This is a genomic window from Cellulophaga sp. 3_MG-2023, from assembly GCF_030546975.1.
GTDB lineage: Bacteria > Bacteroidota > Bacteroidia > Flavobacteriales > Flavobacteriaceae > Cellulophaga.
The window spans coordinates 1-22,889 of record NZ_JAUOPS010000007.1; the positions used below are offsets into that span (position 1 = coordinate 1).

The 22,889-nt window shown below is 30.6% G+C and carries 22 protein-coding genes and 1 tRNA gene; 9 read left to right on the forward strand and 14 right to left on the reverse strand.

Going from position 1 to position 22,889, the window contains the following annotated elements:
• Positions 1–642: 642 nt before the first annotated feature.
• The 6 genes from thrS to Q4487_RS14690 all read left to right on the forward strand — a co-directional run bounded on the left by thrS (position 643) and on the right by Q4487_RS14690 (position 5,559).
• Positions 643–2,586, forward strand: a complete 1,944-nt coding sequence (gene thrS / locus Q4487_RS14665; protein WP_303544285.1) for a threonine--tRNA ligase — start codon at positions 643–645, stop codon at positions 2,584–2,586.
• Between the two features lie 39 nt (positions 2,587–2,625).
• Positions 2,626–3,174, forward strand: a complete 549-nt coding sequence (gene infC / locus Q4487_RS14670) for a translation initiation factor IF-3 (protein ID WP_100896450.1) — start codon at positions 2,626–2,628, stop codon at positions 3,172–3,174.
• Between the two features lie 108 nt (positions 3,175–3,282).
• On the forward strand, positions 3,283–3,480 hold the full coding sequence (gene rpmI, locus Q4487_RS14675) for a 50S ribosomal protein L35 (RefSeq protein ID WP_034647033.1): 198 nt from the start codon (positions 3,283–3,285) through the stop codon (positions 3,478–3,480).
• Between the two features lie 96 nt (positions 3,481–3,576).
• Positions 3,577–3,921 carry a 50S ribosomal protein L20 gene (rplT, locus tag Q4487_RS14680; protein ID WP_013621964.1) on the forward strand — a complete coding sequence of 115 codons (345 nt, stop codon included), beginning with the start codon at positions 3,577–3,579 and terminating at the stop codon, positions 3,919–3,921.
• Between the two features lie 350 nt (positions 3,922–4,271).
• Positions 4,272–4,658, forward strand: coding sequence for a DUF4870 domain-containing protein (locus Q4487_RS14685; protein WP_303544282.1), 387 nt, complete (start codon positions 4,272–4,274; stop codon positions 4,656–4,658).
• 97 nt (positions 4,659–4,755) lie between these two features.
• Positions 4,756–5,559, forward strand: a complete 804-nt coding sequence (locus Q4487_RS14690; RefSeq protein ID WP_303544279.1) for an HAD family hydrolase — start codon at positions 4,756–4,758, stop codon at positions 5,557–5,559.
• On the opposite strand, the gene Q4487_RS14695 is transcribed toward Q4487_RS14690, so the two are convergent.
• From Q4487_RS14695 to Q4487_RS14710, 4 genes are all read right to left on the reverse strand, one after another.
• Positions 5,556–6,815 (reverse strand): asparagine synthetase B, encoded by a 1,260-nt coding sequence (locus Q4487_RS14695; protein WP_303544276.1) that lies wholly within the window; start codon positions 6,813–6,815, stop codon positions 5,556–5,558. The two genes, Q4487_RS14690 and Q4487_RS14695, sit on opposite strands and share 4 nt — an antisense overlap.
• A 125-nt stretch (positions 6,816–6,940) precedes the next feature.
• A complete protein-coding gene (gene dnaB, locus Q4487_RS14700; protein ID WP_100896453.1) occupies positions 6,941–8,491 on the reverse strand; it encodes a replicative DNA helicase in 1,551 nt (516 codons plus the stop codon).
• A 168-nt stretch (positions 8,492–8,659) separates the two neighbouring features.
• Complete coding sequence (locus tag Q4487_RS14705; protein WP_100896454.1) at positions 8,660–9,613, reverse strand: acetyl-CoA carboxylase carboxyltransferase subunit alpha; 954 nt, start codon at positions 9,611–9,613, stop codon at positions 8,660–8,662.
• Positions 9,614–9,733: 120 nt separating this feature from the next.
• On the reverse strand, positions 9,734–11,920 hold the full coding sequence (locus Q4487_RS14710) for a glutamine synthetase III (protein WP_100896455.1): 2,187 nt from the start codon (positions 11,918–11,920) through the stop codon (positions 9,734–9,736).
• A 204-nt stretch (positions 11,921–12,124) separates the two neighbouring features.
• Between Q4487_RS14710 and Q4487_RS14715 the strand changes: the two genes are divergently transcribed.
• The gene (locus Q4487_RS14715; RefSeq protein ID WP_100896456.1) at positions 12,125–13,141 is read left to right on the forward strand and encodes a glutamine synthetase beta-grasp domain-containing protein; all 1,017 of its coding nucleotides are present in this window, start codon (positions 12,125–12,127) and stop codon (positions 13,139–13,141) included.
• A gap of 105 nt (positions 13,142–13,246) precedes the next feature.
• Here Q4487_RS14715 and Q4487_RS14720 read toward each other — a convergent pair whose 3' ends face one another.
• Positions 13,247–14,182 (reverse strand): calcium/sodium antiporter, encoded by a 936-nt coding sequence (locus Q4487_RS14720; protein WP_303544271.1) that lies wholly within the window; start codon positions 14,180–14,182, stop codon positions 13,247–13,249.
• Positions 14,183–14,760: 578 nt separating this feature from the next.
• Here Q4487_RS14720 and Q4487_RS14725 point away from each other — a divergent pair.
• The gene (locus Q4487_RS14725; protein WP_100896458.1) at positions 14,761–14,913 is read left to right on the forward strand and encodes an SsrA-binding protein; all 153 of its coding nucleotides are present in this window, start codon (positions 14,761–14,763) and stop codon (positions 14,911–14,913) included.
• Here the strand turns inward: Q4487_RS14725 and Q4487_RS14730 are convergent.
• Positions 14,910–15,422, reverse strand: coding sequence for an adenine phosphoribosyltransferase (locus Q4487_RS14730; RefSeq protein ID WP_303544268.1), 513 nt, complete (start codon positions 15,420–15,422; stop codon positions 14,910–14,912). The genes Q4487_RS14725 and Q4487_RS14730 overlap by 4 nt on opposite strands.
• A gap of 80 nt (positions 15,423–15,502) precedes the next feature.
• Here Q4487_RS14730 and Q4487_RS14735 point away from each other — a divergent pair.
• Positions 15,503–15,576 (forward strand) — tRNA-Arg (locus Q4487_RS14735).
• 95 nt (positions 15,577–15,671) lie between these two features.
• Here Q4487_RS14735 and Q4487_RS14740 read toward each other — a convergent pair.
• The 8 genes from Q4487_RS14740 to Q4487_RS14775 all read right to left on the reverse strand — a co-directional run bounded on the left by Q4487_RS14740 (position 15,672) and on the right by Q4487_RS14775 (position 22,620).
• Positions 15,672–16,673, reverse strand: coding sequence for a hypothetical protein (locus tag Q4487_RS14740; RefSeq protein WP_303544266.1), 1,002 nt, complete (start codon positions 16,671–16,673; stop codon positions 15,672–15,674).
• A gap of 75 nt (positions 16,674–16,748) precedes the next feature.
• Complete coding sequence (locus Q4487_RS14745) at positions 16,749–17,756, reverse strand: hypothetical protein (protein ID WP_303544263.1); 1,008 nt, start codon at positions 17,754–17,756, stop codon at positions 16,749–16,751.
• 54 nt (positions 17,757–17,810) lie between these two features.
• Complete coding sequence (locus Q4487_RS14750; protein WP_303544260.1) at positions 17,811–18,389, reverse strand: hypothetical protein; 579 nt, start codon at positions 18,387–18,389, stop codon at positions 17,811–17,813.
• A 2-nt stretch (positions 18,390–18,391) separates the two neighbouring features.
• The gene (locus Q4487_RS14755) at positions 18,392–19,093 is read right to left on the reverse strand and encodes a hypothetical protein (RefSeq protein ID WP_100896463.1); all 702 of its coding nucleotides are present in this window, start codon (positions 19,091–19,093) and stop codon (positions 18,392–18,394) included.
• Positions 19,094–19,164: 71 nt separating this feature from the next.
• A complete protein-coding gene (locus tag Q4487_RS14760) occupies positions 19,165–19,590 on the reverse strand; it encodes a hypothetical protein (protein ID WP_303544256.1) in 426 nt (141 codons plus the stop codon).
• A gap of 267 nt (positions 19,591–19,857) precedes the next feature.
• Entirely contained in the window at positions 19,858–20,247 is a 390-nt protein-coding gene (locus Q4487_RS14765) for a hypothetical protein (RefSeq protein WP_100896468.1), read from the reverse strand.
• Positions 20,248–20,438: 191 nt separating this feature from the next.
• Positions 20,439–21,365 carry a retropepsin-like aspartic protease gene (locus tag Q4487_RS14770; RefSeq protein ID WP_303544252.1) on the reverse strand — a complete coding sequence of 309 codons (927 nt, stop codon included), beginning with the start codon at positions 21,363–21,365 and terminating at the stop codon, positions 20,439–20,441.
• Positions 21,366–21,486: 121 nt separating this feature from the next.
• Entirely contained in the window at positions 21,487–22,620 is a 1,134-nt protein-coding gene (locus Q4487_RS14775; protein WP_303544249.1) for a hypothetical protein, read from the reverse strand.
• Positions 22,621–22,889: the final 269 nt, after the last annotated feature.

Genomic DNA, 22,889 nt, shown 5'->3' on the forward strand with positions numbered 1-22,889 from the left:
TCATTCCAAAATTTCTTATCGTTTTGCCCTCTCTGAAAGCGGTTGCAAATGTAAAACGTTTTTTTAAACTGACAAAATAAAAAATTAAATTATTTTACTGTTTATTTCCGCTTAACAACCTTGTCAAATTCGGACTGCAAAAGTAGTTCTTTTAATTGTTACTAAACAAGCTTTTTTTAACTTATTTCTTAACCTTATTTTTAAACTAATTTTACGCTTTTCTCAATGAACTTTGCTAACTTTAATAACGTTTGTTTTTCCGTTAGCGGGTGCAAATATAGGCAGCTTTTCTAACACCACAAGTCTTTTTTACATCTTTTTTAAAAGTATTTTTAAAACAAGCTTTACTGCGCTATTTTTCAGACGTTTAAAACCCATTCTTTTTTGATGCTTTTTTTAAAAATATCTGTCTGCGAGTTTTAACTACCCTTAAACCCTATTACTTTAACTATTGAATGGCGATTATCAACCTATAGAATTATTTGAATTAACACTAGACAATTACTACCATTATATATAGGTATGCTACCTCTGTTACAAAAACAACAAGTATTAATGTTGTTATAGTGTAAAATATCTAATTTATTATTGTTAGGGTGAAAACAAGATATTATCTTTGTAGGCTATATATTAATAATAGGTATGATTAAAATTACTTTACCAGACGGTACTTTAAAAGAATTTTCCGAGGGAAGCACTCCTATGGACGTTGCTAAAAGCATTAGCGAAGGATTTGCTAGAAATGTTATTTCTGCAAAATTTAATGATACCACGGTAGAAACCGTTACCCCTTTAACCGAAGATGGTTCTTTGGTTTTATATACTTGGAATGACACCGAAGGAAAGCAAGCTTTTTGGCACTCGTCTTCACACATTGTTGCGCAGGCTATAGAAGAACTATACCCTGGTGTTAAATTAACCATTGGCCCGTCTATTGAAAACGGATTTTATTATGATGTTGATTTGGGTGACGACAGATCTATATCTGATAAAGATTTTCCTAAAATAGAAAAGAAAGCAATTGAAATTGCAAGAGGGAAACACGATTTTAAAATGCGCTCCGTTACCAAAGCAGGAGCTTTAACTTTATATAAAGAACAAGGTAATGAATACAAGACCGAATTAATTGAAAATTTAGAAGACGGCACTATTACTTTTTGTGACCACGATACCTTTACTGATTTATGTAGAGGTGGCCACATACCTAATACGGGTATTGTAAAAGCTATAAAAATATTAAGTGTTGCTGGTGCATACTGGAGGGGTGACGAAAACAAAACACAACTTACACGTATATATGGCATCTCTTTTCCTAAACAGAAAGAACTTACTGAGTACTTAGAGCTGCTAGAGCAAGCAAAACAAAGAGACCATAGAAAATTAGGAAAGGAACTTGAGCTTTTTACTTTTTCACAGAAAGTTGGTGCAGGTTTACCTTTATGGCTACCAAAAGGCGCTGCTTTAAGAGAAAGATTAGAAAATTTTTTAAAGAAAGCACAAAAGAAGGCTGGTTACGAAATGGTTGTAACACCACATATAGGACAAAAAGAACTATACGTAACATCTGGGCATTATGCCAAATACGGTGAAGATAGTTTTCAGCCAATAAAAACTCCTAAAATGGATGAAGAGTTTTTATTAAAACCGATGAACTGTCCACACCACTGTGAGGTTTTTAATTTTAAACCACATTCTTACAAAGATTTACCAAAGCGTTATGCAGAATTTGGTACTGTTTATAGATACGAACAAAGTGGAGAACTACACGGATTAACACGTGTTAGAGGTTTTACTCAGGATGATGCTCATATTTTTTGTACTCCAGAACAATTAGATGAAGAGTTTAAAGATGTGATTGATTTAGTACTTTATGTATTTGGATCTTTAGGTTTTGAAAACTTTAAAGCACAAGTATCTGTAAGAGATTTAAATAATCCCGACAAATATATAGGTAATGTTGAAAACTGGGAAAAAGCAGAAAATGCAATTATAAATGCAGCCAAAGAAAAAGGTCTTGATTTTGTTATAGAAAGTGGTGAAGCTGCATTTTATGGTCCTAAGTTAGACTTTATGGTAAAAGATGCGTTAGGCAGAAACTGGCAGTTAGGAACAATACAAGTAGATTACAACTTACCAGAACGTTTTGAGCTTACATATAAAGGTAGTGACAATGAAGACCACAGACCTGTAATGATACACCGTGCACCTTTTGGAAGTATGGAACGTTTTATTGCCATATTACTTGAGCACACAGGAGGTAATTTCCCATTATGGCTAACACCAGAACAAGTAATAATACTGCCTGTTAGCGAGAAATATGAGAAATATGCGAAAAAAGTTTTAAATTCATTAGAAAATGACGAAATTCGCGCCCTGCTAGACAACAGAAACGAAACGGTTGGTAAGAAAATTAGGGAAGCAGAGATGAATAAAATCCCTTTTATGATTATCATTGGCGAGAATGAAGAGGCTACAAACACAATATCTGTGCGTAAACACGGAGGTGAAGATTTAGGCTCTATCTCAATAAAAGATTTTAGTGACTTGGTAACTAGCGAAATAAATAGTACCTTAAAGTCGTTTTAAAAAAATAGAAGTTTAATCTAAAAATTATTAGTTATAGCAATTAGAAAGAGATTTAGGCCACAGCCGAGGAGAGAGAATAAAAACCCGCACAATATTAACAGCGATATAAAAGTACCTAATGTACGTTTGGTTGGTGATAATGTAGAGGTTGGTGTTTACACGACTAAAGTGGCGTTAGCAAAAGCAGAGGAGTTAGAATTAGATTTGGTAGAAATCTCACCAAAAGCAGATCCTCCTGTGTGTAAAATTATAGATTACAAGAAGTTCTTATACGAACAAAAGAAGCGTGAAAAGGTTATGAAAGCCAAAGCGTCTAAAGTTGTTGTTAAAGAAATACGTTTTGGACCACAAACTGATGATCATGATTATGAGTTTAAGAAAAAACACGCAGAGAAATTTTTAAAGGATGGTGCTAAATTAAAAGCATATGTGTTCTTTAAAGGTAGATCTATTGTCTATAAAGATCAAGGAGAGATATTGTTGTTACGTCTTGCTCAAGAACTAGAAGAACTAGGTAAAGTAGAGCAAATGCCAAAGTTAGAAGGTAAAAGAATGACAATGTTTTTAGCTCCTAAAACGAAAAAATAAAAATACTTTTAGTTAAGTATTTTAAAATAAACCAAATGTAATAGTTTGGAATACTAAGCGAGAAATACCGGAGTTTTTTCGGTATTTAATTTATTAAATAGGAGAAAAATGCCTAAAATGAAAACTAAATCCAGTGCTAAAAAGCGTTTTAAGCTTACAGGTACAGGTAAAATAAAAAGAAAGCACGCTTTTAAGAGTCACATTTTGACAAAAAAATCTAAGAAGCGTAAGCTTGCATTAACTCATAGTGGATTAGTACATGAGTCTGATGTAAAAAGTATTAAAGAGCAGTTACGTTTAAAGTAATTAGATTCTTTACGGTAATTATTATTAACCATGGAGTTAGGCTTAAAAACAAAGTGTCTTAATTAAGACCGCCTACTACAAAAAAAATTAAAATTTATGCCAAGATCAGTAAATTCAGTTGCTTCTAGAGCCAGAAGAAAAAAGGTTATGAAGCAAGCCAAAGGTTACTTTGGAAGACGTAAAAACGTTTGGACAGTAGCTAAAAATGCGGTTGAAAAAGCAATGCAATATGCTTACAGAGACCGTAGAGTTAAGAAAAGAAATTTCCGTGCTTTATGGATTACTCGTATTAATGCGGGTGCTAGATTACATGGAATGTCTTACTCTCAGTTTATGGGTAAAGTCAAAGCTAACAACATTGAGTTAAACCGTAAGGTTTTAGCTGATTTAGCTATGAACCACCCAGAAGCTTTTAAAGCTATTGTAAACAAGGTAAAGTAAAAAAATAATTCATCTCGCTTAGGTGAATAAAACCTGCTCTTTTATGAGCAGGTTTTTTTTTGACAAAACTTTAAGCTTTAGTAACACAATATTTACACTTATGAAATGTTTTATACTATAGCTAATATTTTATTTAAAATAAAAAGCAACCTTTAGGCAGTTTTACATCTACCTAAAACAATAAACATTATAAATACAGAAACGATTATGACAGGAGAATTTGCAGAGATGACTGACTTCTTAATTAACCTTACCGAGAAAAACCCATACTTTTTTATTACGTTATGCATACTAATTACTGCTTTTTTAACGTTCTTTGAACTACGAAAAAAACATCATAAAAACAGTTAATGCACAATAACGAATTACAAGAAGATTACAGCTCTATATCCTTAATGCATTATTCTCAGCTCCTAAATTTTTTAGGCCCTTTTGGCATTATTGTACCAATTATAATATGGTCCTCAAAAAAAAAGGATATAAAAGATATGGATGAGCATGGTAGAGCTGTAATTAATTTTCAAATTAGTGTACTAATTTACTCTGTTGTATTTTCTGTACTACTGTTAGTATCTATGGTTTTATCGTTATTCATTGTAGGCTTTTTGTTTTTGTTTATACTATTTTTTGTTGGTATTGCACTAGCTTTATTAATGATAATAACTCCAATAATGGGTGGTATGGCAGCTTCTGAAAAAAGACTATACAAATATCCAATGAGTATTAAGTTTCTTTAATGAACAAACCTCTATAATTTACAAAATGATTAAGTATTATTTATACTAATCTTTTAAGATAAAGAATATCTTTGCTACTTATAATTTAGCAAAACATATGGATTTATCTAAAGTAAAAATGGTTGTTACAGATATGGACGGCACCTTACTAAACTCTAAACATGAGGTTAGTGAAAAGTTCCTTAATCAATTTAAAAAATTAAAAGAAAACAACATTTTATTTGTTGCTGCCAGCGGTAGACAATACCATAGTATAGTAGATAAATTACACCCTATAAAAAACGATATTTTAGTTATTGCTGAAAATGGTGCCATTGCAAAAGACAAAGACAAGGAGTTGCTGCAAACTGGCTTAGATAAAAATACTATATTAGAACTGCTAGACTTAATTTCTACTATAGACAATGTTTATCCTGTACTCTGCGGCAAAAAGAAAGCCTATATCTCATCTAACTCTGAAGAATTTATTATGAAATTTAAAGAGTACTATGCTGAATATGCACTTTTAGAGAATCTAAAAAGTTATGATGATGATATTTTAAAAATAGCAATTTATCATTTTGAAAGCTCTGAAACCTTTATCTATCCAAAGGTAAAACACTTAGAATCTAATTTAAAGGTGAAAATATCTGGAGAAAATTGGCTAGACTTATCTCATAATGATGCACACAAGGGACACGCTTTAAAAAAACTACAAGATATGTTTAATATTTCTTCTGCAGAAACTATGGTGTTTGGAGATTTTAATAATGATTTAGAGATGCTTGCCCTTGCAGATTTTAGTTTTGCAATGAAAAATGCACACCCAAATGTTACAAAAGCCGCTAACTACAGCACTAAAAGTAATGATGAATATGGCGTTGAAACTATTTTAGATCTACTTTTAGAAACTAAAAATTAAGTCTTTTTCTTTTTTTTACGAGCAGCAGGAAACAATACATTATTTAATATTAGCCTATAACCAGGGGATGTAGGATGCAACTCTAACTCGGTTTTTGGATCCCCTACCCTGTGCTGATAGTCTTCTGGATCATGACCACCGTAAAAAGTAAAAAAACCTTTTCCTTTTATACCGTGAATATACCTAGCCTCATTATTTATTTTATTTTCTCCTAAAACCAAAACATTTGATTTTATTAATAATCTATTAAAAGATGTTGTTTGCCCCATAAACCCTTTTACCAAGGATGTATGGTTTTGACAAAGCATTGTTGGTACTGGATCCCACTTTGCTGAAAAATCCATTAACGAAAAATAATCAGTTTCTTTAGATATTTGTCTTTTTTGAGTCATATCTATATTAGAAAATTCATAAACCATTGGGTTACGCTCTAGTGTAAAATCTTTAAACGCAAATGTTTTTTTATAATCTATTTGAGTTTGGTAACTAGGATCAGATGCATCACCATCAAACATTGGCTCACAAATATCTACACCTTCTGCAGATAAAGCAATATCAAAACTATCTGTAGCGGAACACATAGCAAACATAAAACCACCTCCTATTACGTAGTTCCTAATTTTTGTAGCAACTGCTGCTTTTTCCTCAGAAACTTTAGAATACCCTAGTTTGCTAGCCAATTCTTCAGATTTCTTTTTATTTTCTATATACCACGGAGCAGCTTTGTAACTACCATAAAACTTACCATACTGACCCGTAAAATCTTCATGGTGTAAATGTAGCCAATCATATAAAGCCAGTTTATCACTTAAAACTTCCTCGTCATAAATGGTAACATAAGGAATTTCTGCATACGTTAACACCATAGTAACAGCATCATCCCATGGCTGATTGCCCTTGGGTGAGTACACTGCAATTTTAGGTGCTTTTTCTAAAATAACTGCATCTTGATTTTTAGACGGGCTGCTAATTTCTTCTAAAATTTGTTCTGATTGAGCTGTAGATAAAACCTCAAAAGAAACTCCTCTTATTTGACATTCTTTACGAATAGCATCACCATCTGGTAGAAGAAAAGAACCACCTCTGTAATTTAACAACCAATGTACTTTTTGCTGTTTAGCTAATACCCAATAGGTTATACCATATGCTTTTAAATGATTTTTTTGACTTTCTGCATCCATAGGAATTAGAATGTTAGAAGCCATTGTACATAGCGTACACAAAAGAAAAGAAAAAAGTAAAAGGTATTTGCGCATTCTAAATGATATTTTTTTGCCTTTTAAAGGTAAGTAAATCTCATTTTATATTACTTAAGCAAATCTTAAAAAGAAAAAAAAATGTTCTACACATAAAAAGCATAGAACAATTTTTAAATATTTAATTAAAAAGGAACGTCATTATCGTCCTCGGGAGGTAATCCATCATTCATAGAACTACCAAAAGCCTCATTTGCACTTGGTAACCCTTGTGTTAAAAATGGATTTTCTTCGTTTTCATTCATTTTAGATTGGAATTCTACAGGAGAATCAAAATCATCTAGGTTATCAAACTTACCTTGACTACCAATAAATTTAAGTCTAATGTTTTCTAAACCACCATTCCTGTGTTTTGCTACAATAAATTCACCCTGACCTTGTGTTGGAGAGTGTTCATCATCATCCCATTCATCAATTTTATAGTATTCTGGTCTGTAAATAAACGATACAATATCGGCATCTTGTTCAATTGCTCCAGATTCACGTAAATCTGATAGAATTGGTCTTTTACTTCCACCACGCGTTTCTACCGCCCTTGACAACTGTGAAAGTGCAATTACTGGCACATTAAGTTCTTTTGCTAGTGCTTTTAAGTTTCTAGAAATTGTAGAAATTTCTTGTTCCCTGTTTCCTCCTTTTTGCGTTCCACCTGCGGTCATAAGCTGCAAATAATCAATCATGATCATTTTTATACCGTGTTGTGATGCTAGTCTTCTACATTTTGCTCTTAAATCAAAAATAGAAAGAGACGGAGTATCATCTATAAACAACGGTGCAGACTCTAATGTTTTTACTTTAACATTTAACTGCTCCCATTCGTGTTTTTCTAATTTACCTGTACGTAGTTTTTCTGATGACAAACCTGTTTCTGAAGAAATAAGTCTTGTTATTAACTGTACAGAAGACATCTCTAATGAGAAAAAGGCAACTGGCATTTGAGATTGTACTGCCATATTACGCGCCATAGATAAGGTAAATGCTGTTTTACCCATACCAGGACGTGCTGCTACAATAATTAAATCACTGGGCTGCCAACCAGATGTTAACTCATCTAACTTATGAAAACCAGATGGTACACCACTTAAACCTTCTTTACCAGATATTTCTTCAATTCTTTTCTTAGCCTGTATTACTAAGTTTTGCGCTGTTTCTGCAGAACGTTTTAAGTTACCCTGTGTAACATCATACAATTTAGATTCTGCTGCATCTAATAAATCAAATACATCTGTAGCATCTTCATATGCTTCCTGTATAATTTCATTAGAAATTTTTATTAAACTTCTTTGAATAAATTTCTGAAGAATAATTCTGGCGTGAAACTCTATATGAGCAGAAGATGTAACTTTTTGGGTTAATTTAATAAGGTAAAAATCTCCTCCTGAAACATCTAACTTCCCATCTTGCTTTAATTGGGTAGAAACAGTTAATAAATCTATCGGTTCAGAAGATTCAAACAACTTAAAAATTGCTTCATATATATTTTTGTGTGCTTCTTTATAAAAAACATCTGGATGTAAAATATCTATAACTTCATCTACACCTTTTTTATCAATCATCATTGCACCAATCACAACCTCCTCTAAATCAACAGCTTGTGGTGGTATTTTTCCTCTCTCTAAATTTATAATTGTAGATTTATCTATCTTATGTCCTACTACTGGGCTTGGCTTATCCATATTTGCTAAAGTATGCAATTAACGTTTAGTTAACTTATAAAATGGGTGTAGTGATATTCACTATTGATTAACAATTGACCTGTTGATAAGTTACGAATTTGTGTTCATAACCAAAAAAAATCCAAAGATTAAACTTTGGATTTTTATTATTTTGAATAAAAATGCCTGTTAGCCATTAAAGACTCCCATACTTTCATATTTACCCATTCTGTTTTCTACCAATTCTTTTGGTGATAACTTTTTAAGATCATCAAAATGAGAAATAATTTTGTTTTTTACAATTGTAAAATTCTTATCTCTGTTTGCATGAGCTCCACCTGCTGGTTCACGTACAATTTCATCAATAAGTTTTAATTTCTTCATATCTGTTGCTGTAAGTTTTAATGCTTCAGCAGCTTGCTCTTTATACTCCCAGCTTCTCCATAAAATTGAAGAACAAGATTCTGGAGAGATTACAGAGTACCACGTATTTTCTAACATTAGTACTTTATCACCAACACCAATACCTAATGCACCACCAGAAGCACCTTCTCCTATTATTACAACAATAATTGGCACTTTAAGGCGTGTCATTTCTAATATATTACGTGCAATAGCCTCACCTTGTCCACGTTCTTCTGCTTCAATACCCGGGTAAGCACCTGGAGTATCTATAAAACAAACAACAGGAACATCAAACTTTTCAGCAGATTTCATTAAACGTAATGCTTTACGGTAGCCCTCTGGGTTAGCCATACCAAAATTACGATACTGTCTGGTTTTAGTATTGTATCCTTTTTGCTGACCAATAAACATAAAGCTTTGGTCACCAATTTTACCAAGACCACCAATCATTGCTTTATCATCTTTTACATTACGGTCTCCGTGAAGCTCTAAAAAAGTATCTCCGCAGATTGCGTTTATGTAGTCTAATGTATAAGGTCTGTTTGGGTGTCTAGATAATTGCACCCTTTGCCAAGGTGTAAGATTTTTATATATATCTTTTCTAGTCTCTGTTAATTTTTTCTCTATCTGCTTACAAGTTTCAGATACATCAACATCACTCTCCTTGCCAATTATCTGACACTTATCTAGCTGCTCTTCTAGCTCTTTGATAGGGAGTTCAAAGTCTAAATATTCCATATTTTCAAATAGGTTTGATTTATATCAAGAAACAAATATATGATATTAATGTAACTCACCCATTAGACATCTAAAAAAATACTAAAAATATCTAAAAAGCAACTATTAAAATCTTTGCCTTTATTTTGTAAATAACAGCTCTCTATATTTTGTTAAAGGCCATAACTCATTCTCTATCAACTGCTCTAACTTATCACTATGGTGTCTAATTTCTTCAAAAAACGGTTTTACATTATCACAATAAGCAAATGCTTTTTTACTTAAATCTTTTAAGTTATTTGCATCTCTACGTGCTTGGGTCATAGCATCTGTCTTTTCTTTAATACCATTTATATGCTCTAGAATTTCTTCTAAAATAGTAGTTTGTGAAGCTGCCATTGTTTTATAAGAATCGCCATAAATGCTTTTTAAACCTACTATAGTTTGTATTAATTTATTTTGATAAGCCAATGCTGCTGGCACAATATGACTATAGACTAACTCATTAAAAACACGACCTTCTATTTGTACATGCATGATGTATGATTCTAGTTCAATTTCTTGTCTAGCAGTAATCTCTACATCACTCATTACCTTCATAGACTTAAAAAGATCTAAACTCTCTTTAGAAGTTAAAACTTTTAAAGCTTGAGGTGTATTTTTGTTATTACTTAATTTTCTTTTTTTAGCTTCTTTTTCCCATTCTTTACTGTAACCATCACCATCAAACCTAATTCTTTTAGATGTTTTTATATACTCTCTTAAAACGTTAAAAACAGCTTCATCTTTCTTAAGACTCTTATTATCTATAAGTTCATCTACTTCGGTTTTAAATTCTATTAACTGTTTTGCTACAATAGTATTTAAAACCGTCATTGGTTTAGAGCAGTTTGTTTTAGAGCCAACACCACGCATCTCAAACTTATTACCTGTAAAAGCAAAAGGTGACGTTCTGTTTCTATCTGTATTGTCTAAAAGTATTTCTGGTATTTTACCAACTACATTTAACTTAAGTTCTGTTTTTTCTTCTGGTGATAATTTTCCTTTAGAAACACCTTCTAACTCATCTAAAACCCTACTTAATTGCGTGCCTATAAAGATTGAAAAAATTGCTGGTGGCGCTTCATTAGCTCCCAACCTATGATCGTTACTTGCAGATGCTATTGAAGATCTTAGTAACTCCTCATACGTATCTACTGCTTTTATTGTATTGATAAAGAACGTTAAAAACTGAAGATTTTTCATTGGCGTAGAACCAGGACTTAACAAGTTAGTACCTGTATCTGTTGCTAACGACCAATTGTTATGCTTACCAGAACCATTTATATGTGCAAATGGCTTTTCATGAAACAAGACTTTTAAATTATGTTTGTCTGCAATTTTATCCATAACATCCATTAATAATAGGTTATGGTCTACTGCAAGGTTTGCTTCTTCAAAAACCGGAGCAAGCTCAAACTGATTAGGAGCAACCTCATTATGTCTGGTTTTAACAGGTATACCTAGTTTAATACACTCTACCTCTAACTCTTTCATAAAGTTAAGCACCCTACTAGGAATAACACCAAAATAATGATCATCTAATTGTTGTCCTTTTGCTGCATGATGACCAACCAAAGTTCTACCTGTAAGTATAATATCTGGTCTAGAGTATGCCAAAGCCTTATCTATAACAAAATACTCTTGCTCCCAACCTAAAGTAGCATTTACTTTAGTTACATTTTTATCAAAATATTTAGCTACAGCAGTTGCTGCCTCATCTACAGCAGATAATGCACGTAAAAGAGGTGCCTTGTTATCTAAAGCTTCACCTGTATAAGAAACAAATATTGTAGGTATACATAAAGTTTTATCATATATAAAAGCTGCAGAAGTAGGGTCCCATGCGGTATACCCTCTTGCTTCAAACGTATTTCTAATTCCTCCACTAGGAAAACTAGAAGCATCTGGCTCTTGCTGTACCAATTGTCCGCCTCCAAATTTTTCTAAAGCTCGCCCATCATTTAAAACATCAAAAAAAGCATCATGTTTTTCTGCTGTTGTTCCGGTTAATGGCTGAAACCAATGTGTGTAATGCGTAGCACCCATTGTTATTGCCCAAGACTTTATACCTTCTGCTACTTGATCTGCTATTTTACGATCTATTTTAGCTCCAGAAAAAATAGCTTCTTTTACAGTTGCCAGCGCATCTTTGGTTAAGAATTGCAACATTCTTTCCTCGTTAAAAACATGGTTTCCAAATTTTTTAGAACGAGTTCCTTTTTCATTTATCACAAAATTTTGCCTAGACAAACTTTCTTTAACAGCATTGAACCTTACTAAAGACATATTTATAGTTTTAAAAGTGGTATGAATTGCAAAATTAGTAATTAAACTGATAAAAAATATAATATTTTTAATTAACCCCTAAAAAAATAAGGGTATCAAGAATTTCATCTAATAATTTAGCAATTACCCCTATAAAAATTATGGAGATACAATGAAAAAAATTACTTTTGCCTCATCTTTAATGAAATTACAACAATCAACATTATGAGCAAATCTAAATTAGAGTATATCTGGCTTGATGGTTACAAGCCAACTCAAAACATGAGAAGTAAAACTAAAGTAGTAGAAGACTTTAGTGGAAAACTAGAAGATTGCGAAATCTGGTCTTTTGATGGTTCATCAACAAGACAAGCTTCTGGTGGAGCTTCTGACTGTTTATTAAAACCTGTTGCTATATATCCAGACCCTGCACGTAAGGATGGTTATTTAGTAATGACTGAAGTTTTAAATGCAGATGGTACTCCTCACGAATCTAACGGAAGAGCTACAATCGATGATAACGACAATGATTTTTGGTTCGGTTTTGAGCAAGAATACTTTATTATGGATACGCAAACACAATTACCTTTAGGTTTCCCTATTGGTGGTTACCCTGCTCCACAAGGTATGTACTATTGCTCTGTTGGTGGTAAGCACACTCACGGTAGAGAATTAGTAGAAGAGCACGCTGATCTTTGTATTGAAGCTGGTTTAAACTTTGAAGGTATTAACCAAGAAGTTGCAAGTGGACAATGGGAATACCAATTATTTGCTAAAGGAGCTAAAAAAGCTGGTGATGAAATATGGGTATCTCGTTACTTATTAGATAGATTAACTGAGCAATATGGTTACTATATAGAATACCACCCTAAACCATTAGGTAAGGATATGGACTGGAACGGTTCTGGTATGCACGCAAACTTTTCTAATACAACTTTAAGAACTTGTGGTTCTCAAGAAACTTATGAGAAAATATGTGAAGCATTTAGACCAGTTGTTAAAGAGCACATTGCTGTTTACGGTGAATTTAACGATCAGCGTTTAACTGGTGAGCATGAGACTGCTTCTATTAACGATTTTAGTTATGGTATTTCTGATAGAGGAGCTTCTATTAGAATTCCTATTATTACAGTAGAAAAAGGCTGGAAAGGCTGGTTAGAAGACAGAAGACCTGCATCTAACGGAGATCCTTACAAAATTGCTGGAAGAATTATTAAAACTGTAAAATCTGCAAAGATTTAAGTATAAAATTAAATTAATTGTTTTTAAAAACGCCTAAGAATTTTTCTTAGGCGTTTTTTTCATATCTAACAGGGTTAACAATGTTACTTTATAATAGCTGTAGTATTATATAGTAAAATATATAAAAGTAGCATAACCAGCCAAGAGCACAATTCCGTCTCTCCACCCCAAACGTAATCCTTTAGGTATAAAAACCAATGGTAACAATACTAATGCAAAACCAAGCATCCACAAAATATCATTACTAAGTAGTGTTTGGTCTACAACTTTTAAAGGTGTTATCATTGCTGTAATACCAAGTACTGCAAAAATGTTAAAAATATTAGAGCCAATTAAGTTTCCTAAAGAAATAGCCTTCTCCTTTTTTATTACTGCAATAATAGATGCCGCAAGTTCTGGTATACTTGTTCCTATAGATACTACTGTTACACCTATTACACGTTCACTTACATTATAAAACCTAGCTAAACCAGTTGCACCACTTACCAGTAGCTCTGATCCTCCCCAAAGTCCTAGACCACCTAACACTAAAAACAGTATCATTTTAAAGGTAGGTAAAGGCATATCATCCTCTGGAGCCTCATCTTCTACTGCTGTTTTCTGAAACTTAATAAGATATACTATATATATTATTAAAAGAGCAACCATCACTAAGCCCTCATAAAAAACAATAACACCATCAAAATAGATAAAGCCAAAGAATAATAAAGAGGCAAACATTAAAATAGGCCAATCTGTAGTATAAAAACTTTTGCGAACATTTATACTACCCAATAAAATTATAAACCCTAAGACCAAACCTAAGTTAGCAATATTAGAACCCACAACATTACCTAAAGATAAATCTGGTGAGCCATCTAATGCAGCTTTGATACTTACAATTAATTCTGGTGCAGATGTTGCAAAAGAGACTACCGTCATCCCCACAACAATTTTTGGAATTTGTAATCTTAAAGAAAGTGCTACTGATGATTTTAGCAACCAGTTACCTCCCATTATTAAAAAAACCAAACCAATAATTATGTATACAATATTAAGCATCTATCACTTTTTTTTGAGCAAATATAGCAATTAGAACGCTACATATTTTTTAAAAAAGTTATATTTTAAAATTGATAAAAAAAGTATCTAACACTAGCAAAAACAACTACTTGAAAGAATGAAACATCAAAAAAAGCGCTAATCTAGAATGAAAATCCCCTTGTAGAATTATTAAACCACAAAAACGCCCCTACAAAAGCTACATTTTAAAATAAAAAATGCAATTTAACATTACATATACAAACAATATACAAGCTTAAAGTTTAAATATTAAAACAATTATCATTATATAGTTATAAATAGTGTATTCACTTATAATAATAGTAGTTAACTTATTTGCAAGTGAGTATAATTTATATATATCTTAATTGAATAATCGATTATTTACAACTAATTATTAACCTTTTTAAACCACACATTATGATTATTCTATCTGAAATTTTATTTAGTTATACCATAACTATTATTGTAATACTATTCTAAGAAAAATCATATAGGCCTATATACCAATAAAGGTTGCTATAAAAGCAACCTTTATTATTTTTAGTATTACCATATATTTGCAGAAATATACTTTTATGAAAAAAGCTCTTTTTAAATTTCTTGCCAAAATTAATCGCATACTACTACCATCTTACAGTAAAAAACAGCTAGATTTATCTAAGGCTAGTAAATTACAGTTAGCAGTAATTGGTTGGCGTTATTATGTAACCACAAATGCTATAGACTAATAATGTAGTAAAGATGCAACGCTATAGTTGGCTATTTTATCTTTACCGTTTAAAAAGTCTAGTTCTATCAAAAAGTTACACTGTACTACCTCTCCTCCTAATTCTTCAATTAATTCACAAACAGCTTTAGCGGTACCACCAGTAGCAAGCACATCATCATGTATTAACACCTTATCCCCTTTTTTAATGGCATCTGTATGTATTTCTAATGCATCTTCACCATATTCTAAAGAATAAGGCTTAGAAAGCACATTAAAAGGTAATTTCCCTTTTTTACGCACAGGTACAAAACCAGCTTTTAATTTGGTTGCTAAAAGGGTTGCAAAGAAGAAACCACGGCTTTCCATACCCACAACTTTGTCTATTTTTTGCTCTTTTACTAAATTTAAGAGCGCATCTGCAGTTTTTTCTAAAATTTCTGCATTATTTAACAAAGGTGTAATATCCTTAAAAACAATACCTTGCTTAGGAAAATCTTGAATGTCTCTAATATATTCTTTAAAATTCATATATTTTTCTTTAGTTATTTTGTGGTAAAAGTAAAAAGAAATATATTTGCACCCTCGTTTAAAGGAATTTAAACAAAAACGGCCTCGTGGCGCAACTGAATAGCGCACTTGATTACGGCTCAAGAGGTTACAGGTTTGAATCCTGTCGAGGTCACTAAAAGCTTGCTAAATCTAAGATTTAGCAAGCTTTTTTCTTTTTATCACTTTACTTGTTATAAAACACTAAACTATTAAAAATAAAGTATAGATTTAAGCTATTTGCTCTATAACACATTCTTTACCCACTATATTATCCTTAAGAAATGGAGAAATTTTACTTGCTAAATAGTTATAACCTCTTTCTCCATAAAAATACAAACCAATTTGATTTTCGTTTTCACTGTAACTTGGTATTAAAGCACCATTATTACCAAGAATTTTTATAAGGGAGTTATACAATTCTGTAACCACATCAAATTCTATGTTTTTTTCTTGTAAAAACTTTTTTTCTATATATAATCCTAAGCCAACCAATTTACCAATTGGGTATTCTACATCAAATTTTGAATTAGCATTTTTGTCTTTAGCATAATATTTTAGCTTAGAACCCTTTGCTACCTCTATATTATTTGCGACCATAATTATATTATCCTTCATTTCTTCAGAATAGGATATTAAATCAAGCTCTATATCACAAGATTCTGGTTCTCCATTTTTACTAATTAATGTGCCTCCACCACTAACACATCCCCACTTTTTTATACGCAACATATAATCCAAAGAATCTTCTATATGACCACGATGTTGCGGTTGAAGTTTCATATTTAAAGATAATTGTGCGTGGGCTTTAGGCTCAAAAACAAATTCTTCTTCAGTTACTTTATCATTCTCCACTTCTTCCTCTAAAAAAGATTTTGCTTCTAATAGCAATTCATAAGTTGAAGGATAGTCATCACCTAGCTCAATAGCTTTTTCAAAATAAGGTATGGCTTCTACTTCTCTACCATCTAAATAAAATAACGAGTAGCCTACACGAAAATACCAGTCTCTATCTTCTTTGCCTTGTTCGCTAACACCTTGCAATAAACCAAGTGCTTCTTCATATAGATTAAGATTGTTTAATGCCCTTGCTAAAAGGCTAGTTAATACATAAGATTTACTGGTTTCTGGTAAAGACCTTAGCTTTAACACTACTTTTAGATGGTTGCCTGTGTTGTGCCACTCCTTTAATTGCGCTACTAGTTCTTCCGATATGTTTTCTTCTGTTTTCATTTGTACTAATTTATAATGACTTAAGGTAAGTTGCAGTTATTGTTGATAATAAGCTGTAGATATACGATTAACCAACTACTCTAAATTAGCTATTTTACCGTCTTTGATTATCAGATAAAAAATATTACCAGCAGTAACATTTTGGTCCATTTTTTTAGAGTAAGAAGGTATCATTTTAGGTAAACCAATAATAGTTTGCAATGCTATTGTCTGTAGTTGCTTGTTTTTTGATTTTATATCTCTTTCAAAAGGAGTTATACTGCCATCTATTTCTACCCTAAATCCTACTTTTAAAATAGCATTTTCAATTACTACATTTTCTACTTCTAACTCTTTAAGTATTCTTTTTCTAACGCTATTACGCAAACAAACTCTTTTGTCTACACTATTTTCGCAACCAGGGTAAATGGGGTCTTTATTACCTATTATAGGGTGCTCTATATTTGGGATTTCTTTTCTATCTCTCTTTATCAACTGCTTAGCTTTATATGTAGGTCTATCTGTTATATTTGTTGCTCTCATAATCACAACAACCTTATGCGCAGGAAACTCTTCTGTTTGTTTATTATAGTTGTTAGACATTGTAATGCTTAATTTTACTAATGTGTTTTCTAAATTCCAAACTGTACTTTTATAATAAGCAGTGCTATCATTAATTTCTAAAGGAATATTTCCTTCTACAGTACCTTCTCCCATAGAAGCTATCATTGCTTTTTCTCCTCTTAAATAAAAACTGAGCATATTTTTTCTAAACTCTAAGTCTTTTTTATTATTGATTTTTTTGTTGTGGTTGGCTACATCCCACTCATTAATTAATTCTAGAATAAGACTATCTTTTTTATAATAAATATACCTAGTAACTATGTCTATATCTGCAATGTCATTATCTTTTCTTATATATGAAAGTAATCCTAAATCATCAGAAACTGTATAGTAGTCAGAATTTAATATTTTACCTCCAGGAAAGTTATTTTCTGCTTCTAAGTAAGTTGAAAGCGGAAATTGATTTAAATCAAAATTTGGTGCTTGACAGAAACCTGTAGCAACAACAAACAAAACAAGCAGTGAAGTTAGTTTTTTCATTTTCAATGATTTTATTACAGTTACATAAGTAATTTATATTATTATAAGAGAAATCTACTCTAGCTTATTACTATTGATTTTAGTGTATAGCCTACCTGATTTAGGAAAAAAGTAAAACCCATCTTTCTTAATCTCATTAAATTGTTCGTTAGATTGCTCTTTAGATATCCTATTTAAAACATTATTCTCGTAAAAATAAATGCCTTCTGTGGTTGGCACTTTAGACCTCCAATTAGGAGGAATAGAGTCTACATTAAATTTTATACCTTTTGTTTGAAAAGGAAAAGTACCTTCTGTGTAAAAATCTGAGTAAACCCAGATTCCGTTTTTTCTGAAAGAACCATTAGAGTCTATAACAAAAGCTAAGTCGTAATTGTATACAATAGAATCTTGCTCAAAAGAAGAATCATAGCCAAAAAGATACATTTTACTATTCTTTACTAAAATCCTTGGAGATTTGTCTGTAGCAGAAGTTCCCACTAAGTAAACAGATGATTCTGTTGTACTACGCAAGGTATCTAAAACTACAAATTTATTAAACTGATCAGTGCTAATTACCGTATAATCCTCATTACAAGAAAGTAACAAAACTAGAACCCCACAAAAAAAATAAAAGCTATATTTTTTTAACATTTTTAACCCATTTTTTTCATTCTTAATTCACTCTTTAAAACCAGATTAATTGATTCTTCAACCTCACTTACATTAAAAAATTTATCATCTAAATCTAGAATTTTAAACGTAGTTTTATTTCTTGACATAACACCTTTTTCATCTTTCCATCCATAAGAAAAAACAATTTCATCATCAACAAAAGACCAATTTTGAATAGCTGTTTTATCTGGATCATTAAATTTAACTTTGCACGTTCCGTCTTCATAAAAAATAATCCAACTATTGTTTGGGTCTAACTTAAAGGCTTTAGATGCTAATTCTGGGTTAGATTCTACAGCATCTGGATTAACCTCTAAATAATCTGGTTTGTAATAATACATTCCCCATTTAATATTACAAAAAAGCTTTATTTTTTGTTTTTTAAGAGCCTCTTTTTCCTTTTGTTTCTGCTTTTCAAGATTACTTTTTCGTTTCGCTAAAGTATCATTCCACCTTTCTTTACCGTTAGCCAGCATCTCTTGGTATCTTTTAGCAGACAAATCTTTTTTATTTAACTTTAAAAAAGAAAGCTGCCATTTAAGTACCTTATAATCATAAACTGTTATCTCTTTTCTAATTGCTAGTAAATCTTTAGTTTCACTAGTCTTATCATATTTTTTATCAATAGGAGCTGTACACCCTATAAAAAATAACACAAGAGGAATTAATATAATTTTTTTCATTTTAATTTTTATCTAATGCCTTATCAATAGTACCTACAATTAAGCAATAATATGACTAGTAATTTATATATTTAATACCCTGTTTTCTCGTACACCTCTTCAAAAATAGGATTTTCTACAACCTTATACATCCTTTGGTTGATGTCTTTAATTTTAGCTACTTTCTTTTTTATTTGAGAAAAAAGGATGCCTCTTGTTTTAATTAAATCATAGACAAAGCCTACTCTACGGCCGCCAACAAACCACATAAAACTTTTTTCTTTTCTCTTTTTAAATATAAATAACTCAATTTCTGAAACTCTAAACTTAGGATAATCACTAATATTTTTTTTGATAAAAACAGATTGTCTCTCTACACCCAGGTCTTTGAGCATTTGTATATTTCTGTTATGTATTTCTAAAAATTCAGAAGCAGAATTAACTAAATCTACACGCTCTTCAAAACCTATTATAATGTTAAGTGATTTCTTTAAAATATCTACATCAGATTCTCTCATACCCTATCTTATAAATAATTATATAGAAACAAGGTTCTTTAATAACCTTATTGTCTTGTGATTAATACAATCCCAAGCAATAATAGGTACATTTAGTTTATAAAAGTATAGGAGGTTTATATTTGTAAGTATACAGTTTATATTCGCTGTAGAATTGTTAGGTGACTAAAAATTGAAAGTCTTTTTATTTATACATCTATTTCAAATTCTCTCATAGGTACTAAAATAAATTTGGCGAATTGTATTGCCTACTAAATAGTATTTTAATTAGGTTACTTTATATAAAGACGCATAAAACAGTTCAAAAGTGTCATAAAGGGTTGCAAAAATATCTTGACCATCAAAAATAACAACAGGGAAGTCTTTTTTTGTTGTATCAACAAACAAAACAAACTCTGCGTAAGAATCAAAATGAAAATCTGGATCTATCTCTAATGCATACTCTAAATCTAAAGCTCCCAGTGACTCATAATTTGGATAACGCTCTAATAATTCTGAGTCAAAATCTTCCATTTCATTATCTTCTAACCAATCGTATAAATCATAATCGTCTAATCTATAGGTTAAATCTCCAAACTCTAGTGGATAACCTTGTAGAATATCACAAGCAAGACCTACTGGTTTTTCTTTAAGCTCCTTAAAATCTGTATATTTCATATTTATTTTTTATACTATACAGAACAGATTTTAAAATAGTTTGTTGCGTGTTAAAAATTAGCAGATAGAAAAGCAAATAGGATTAAGACAATTAGAAACTATTGCAAACAGGTTATAGGTTAACATATAATATAAAGCTAGCTATTATTTTTTTTATGCCGCTACGCACTAATTTTATTAAGAGTTAGTGTTTATTCATTTTTAATTAATTTTATTTTTTTACTATTCCAATTTAGAATAACTCTATAATTTTTAAAAAAATCTGAACCAAACCTACGTCCCAAATATTGCTCTGAATATACTTTTTGGTTTTTTAAAATAGTATTTCCAAATTCTAATTCATTAACAACTCCTGTGTATGATATTCTTGTATTATCTTGCTTTCCATAAATTCCAATGGCCCCATTTGTTTTAGATTCTTTAAAATCTAAAATTCGACTATTTTCCTTTTGCTTTTCAAATTCAGAAAAGGGTATTACTACACCTCCATTATAGCCAAGATCTACAGTAAAATTCCAAACTTTATTTCCATTTAGCTTACAAGCAATAGAAAGTAACCCTCCATAACCAACAAATAACTTATTTTCAATTACATTTTTAGGTAAGTTTAATTTTAATTCATCATCAGTTATAGTAATTTGTTGCTTATCAAAATCAATATCCCAAACGGCGTGTTGCATTAAACTTGCTCCAATAAATCCGTCAATATTAAGAGCAGACCACGTTGGTATTGAATTAAAATTATTAATTATTGCTACAGTTTCAACAAAATCTATAGTTCCAATTCTAACTTTTTTTAGCCTTGTATATTTATTTTGTTGTTTATTGTTATAAACATCAGCTGCTTTTACAGAATCAATAGCTTTTAATTTTAAACTTTTAGCAAGTTCTTTAGATACAAGAGTTGGCGTTCCTGTATCAAAAAGAAAATTATAATTTTTATTATTTATTTCTACTGGAACAATTATAAAACCGTTTTTAATTTTAAAAGGTAACGTAACTTTAAAGTTTTCTTGTTCTGTTTTACCTTCTTTAAAGTATTTTACTGCTTTGCTAGTTGTACAACTGCTTATTAAAATTAATAGTACTGAATAAATAAATACTCTTACTTTTTTCATATTTGTTTTCCTTGTAAATACTTTATTTGTTTACACTAAAAAGGTTTGTATATGCCTAGTTCTCTTCTTAAAACTAAAATACCAATAAGTCACTAGCAATTAATTTCATTAAAAGTTATCTTTAGTTTTTGTTTATTGGTTTAATTATAAATATTCCAGTGTTTTCAATTTGAGGCTCTAAATAATTCGTTCTTGGATCTACTTCAACCCCTGTATATTTTTTGATATCTAAAAAAGCCACTTTCGTTTTATCTCTCATATTCTTTGGCAATTCAAACAAGTAAAAGTCTTTATTAGTAATTTCATTTGATACTAAATTATATTTAAATGTATTCCCCTTAAAAAATAGCTGTTCATTTTCATAATTTAACTCAAAGTAAGCTAGCTTAAAAAATGTATGATTCATCCAAGCAGGTAAACCGTAATAACTTTTATTTTTAATAGCAACCATTTTTAATTCATTTGTTGTTTTATAATCTAGTTTTGATTCCTTTAAAACTACAGTAGAATAGTTATTTAAATTACGATCTCTTTCTTTTGCTGAGTATAAACCTCTTTGATTATCTTTTAAAGCAATTAATTTTTTATTTGAAAACTTTGAAGAAAATTTACTGTAATCAATTTGTGCTGTAGTGTTAGCATTTTTTTTAAACGTTTCAGGATATCTAAATTGATTGTAATCTCCTTTTTGGGATAGTAATAAAATCCATTTTTTATCAACTCTAAAATAGATTCTAAACTGGGCTGTTTCATCTTCTATTTCATTACCATAAATAACTAAGTCAGCACTATTATAATTTTCTTCAAAAATAGATTTGAAGTTGCTATTACTTAATTCACTTTTGATATTAAATTTTTCCTCAAAAGGCATAAAAATAAGCTCTTTACCAGAAAAGTCATAAACTCCTTTAGATGTAAATACAAAGGGAACAAAATTGTTATAATCTAAAGTACTTATGTATGATTTTTCATTTGATAGATCATCAGAAAACATTACATTTCCTTGGTTATCTAATTTAGTTAAACCTTTCTCATTTTTTAAATAAAATTGATTTTTTATAGTGTCGTACAAAATTGGAAGAGTACCTTTTATTGGTGTAATTTCATAATTTTTTGAGCGTACACGCTCTATAGAACTAGTTAATATTTTAAAATTCTCCAGTTTTTTTAAACTAATTTGCTCTCTTATAAAACTAATACTAACAAACAGTATTATGGTTATAAGTGTTATTTTTTTTAACCTAAGTATTTTCAAAATTATAGATAATGACTATTATATAAAACATATATGTATAAACGACACTTATATTTTAAGGGTTAACAATTAGTTAAATGTAAATATTTTGTATTATTTTTTAAAGTAGAATCTTACTTTATAGTTATTTCAATTTCATCAATTAATTGAACTAAGTTCCTTTTTTCTCAAAAATGCCTCTCGATGCGTCAAGATAAAAATTTAATGGACTTTGTTAATATACCAAAGCCATTAAATATAGTACTTTTTGCCCTATTTGTTATAGCCAT

Coding starts and splice junctions, on each gene's coding strand:
- Q4487_RS14770 (WP_303544252.1), bottom strand. CDS start 21,365: ATGAAAAAAGTAAGAGTATTTATTTATTCAGTACTATTAATTTTAATA.
- Q4487_RS14695 (WP_303544276.1), bottom strand. CDS start 6,815: ATGCGCAAATACCTTTTACTTTTTTCTTTTCTTTTGTGTACGCTATGT.
- Q4487_RS14710 (WP_100896455.1), bottom strand. CDS start 11,920: ATGTCTTTAGTAAGGTTCAATGCTGTTAAAGAAAGTTTGTCTAGGCAA.
- Q4487_RS14730 (WP_303544268.1), bottom strand. CDS start 15,422: ATGAATTTTAAAGAATATATTAGAGACATTCAAGATTTTCCTAAGCAA.
- dnaB (WP_100896453.1), bottom strand. CDS start 8,491: ATGGATAAGCCAAGCCCAGTAGTAGGACATAAGATAGATAAATCTACA.
- Q4487_RS14720 (WP_303544271.1), bottom strand. CDS start 14,182: ATGCTTAATATTGTATACATAATTATTGGTTTGGTTTTTTTAATAATG.
- Q4487_RS14740 (WP_303544266.1), bottom strand. CDS start 16,673: ATGAAAACAGAAGAAAACATATCGGAAGAACTAGTAGCGCAATTAAAG.
- rpmI (WP_034647033.1), top strand. CDS start 3,283: ATGCCTAAAATGAAAACTAAATCCAGTGCTAAAAAGCGTTTTAAGCTT.
- Q4487_RS14715 (WP_100896456.1), top strand. CDS start 12,125: ATGAGCAAATCTAAATTAGAGTATATCTGGCTTGATGGTTACAAGCCA.
- Q4487_RS14750 (WP_303544260.1), bottom strand. CDS start 18,389: ATGTTAAAAAAATATAGCTTTTATTTTTTTTGTGGGGTTCTAGTTTTG.
- Q4487_RS14755 (WP_100896463.1), bottom strand. CDS start 19,093: ATGAAAAAAATTATATTAATTCCTCTTGTGTTATTTTTTATAGGGTGT.
- Q4487_RS14705 (WP_100896454.1), bottom strand. CDS start 9,613: ATGGAATATTTAGACTTTGAACTCCCTATCAAAGAGCTAGAAGAGCAG.
- Q4487_RS14725 (WP_100896458.1), top strand. CDS start 14,761: ATGAAAAAAGCTCTTTTTAAATTTCTTGCCAAAATTAATCGCATACTA.
- Q4487_RS14745 (WP_303544263.1), bottom strand. CDS start 17,756: ATGAAAAAACTAACTTCACTGCTTGTTTTGTTTGTTGTTGCTACAGGT.
- Q4487_RS14690 (WP_303544279.1), top strand. CDS start 4,756: ATGGATTTATCTAAAGTAAAAATGGTTGTTACAGATATGGACGGCACC.
- Q4487_RS14765 (WP_100896468.1), bottom strand. CDS start 20,247: ATGAAATATACAGATTTTAAGGAGCTTAAAGAAAAACCAGTAGGTCTT.
- Q4487_RS14685 (WP_303544282.1), top strand. CDS start 4,272: ATGCACAATAACGAATTACAAGAAGATTACAGCTCTATATCCTTAATG.
- thrS (WP_303544285.1), top strand. CDS start 643: ATGATTAAAATTACTTTACCAGACGGTACTTTAAAAGAATTTTCCGAG.
- Q4487_RS14760 (WP_303544256.1), bottom strand. CDS start 19,590: ATGAGAGAATCTGATGTAGATATTTTAAAGAAATCACTTAACATTATA.
- rplT (WP_013621964.1), top strand. CDS start 3,577: ATGCCAAGATCAGTAAATTCAGTTGCTTCTAGAGCCAGAAGAAAAAAG.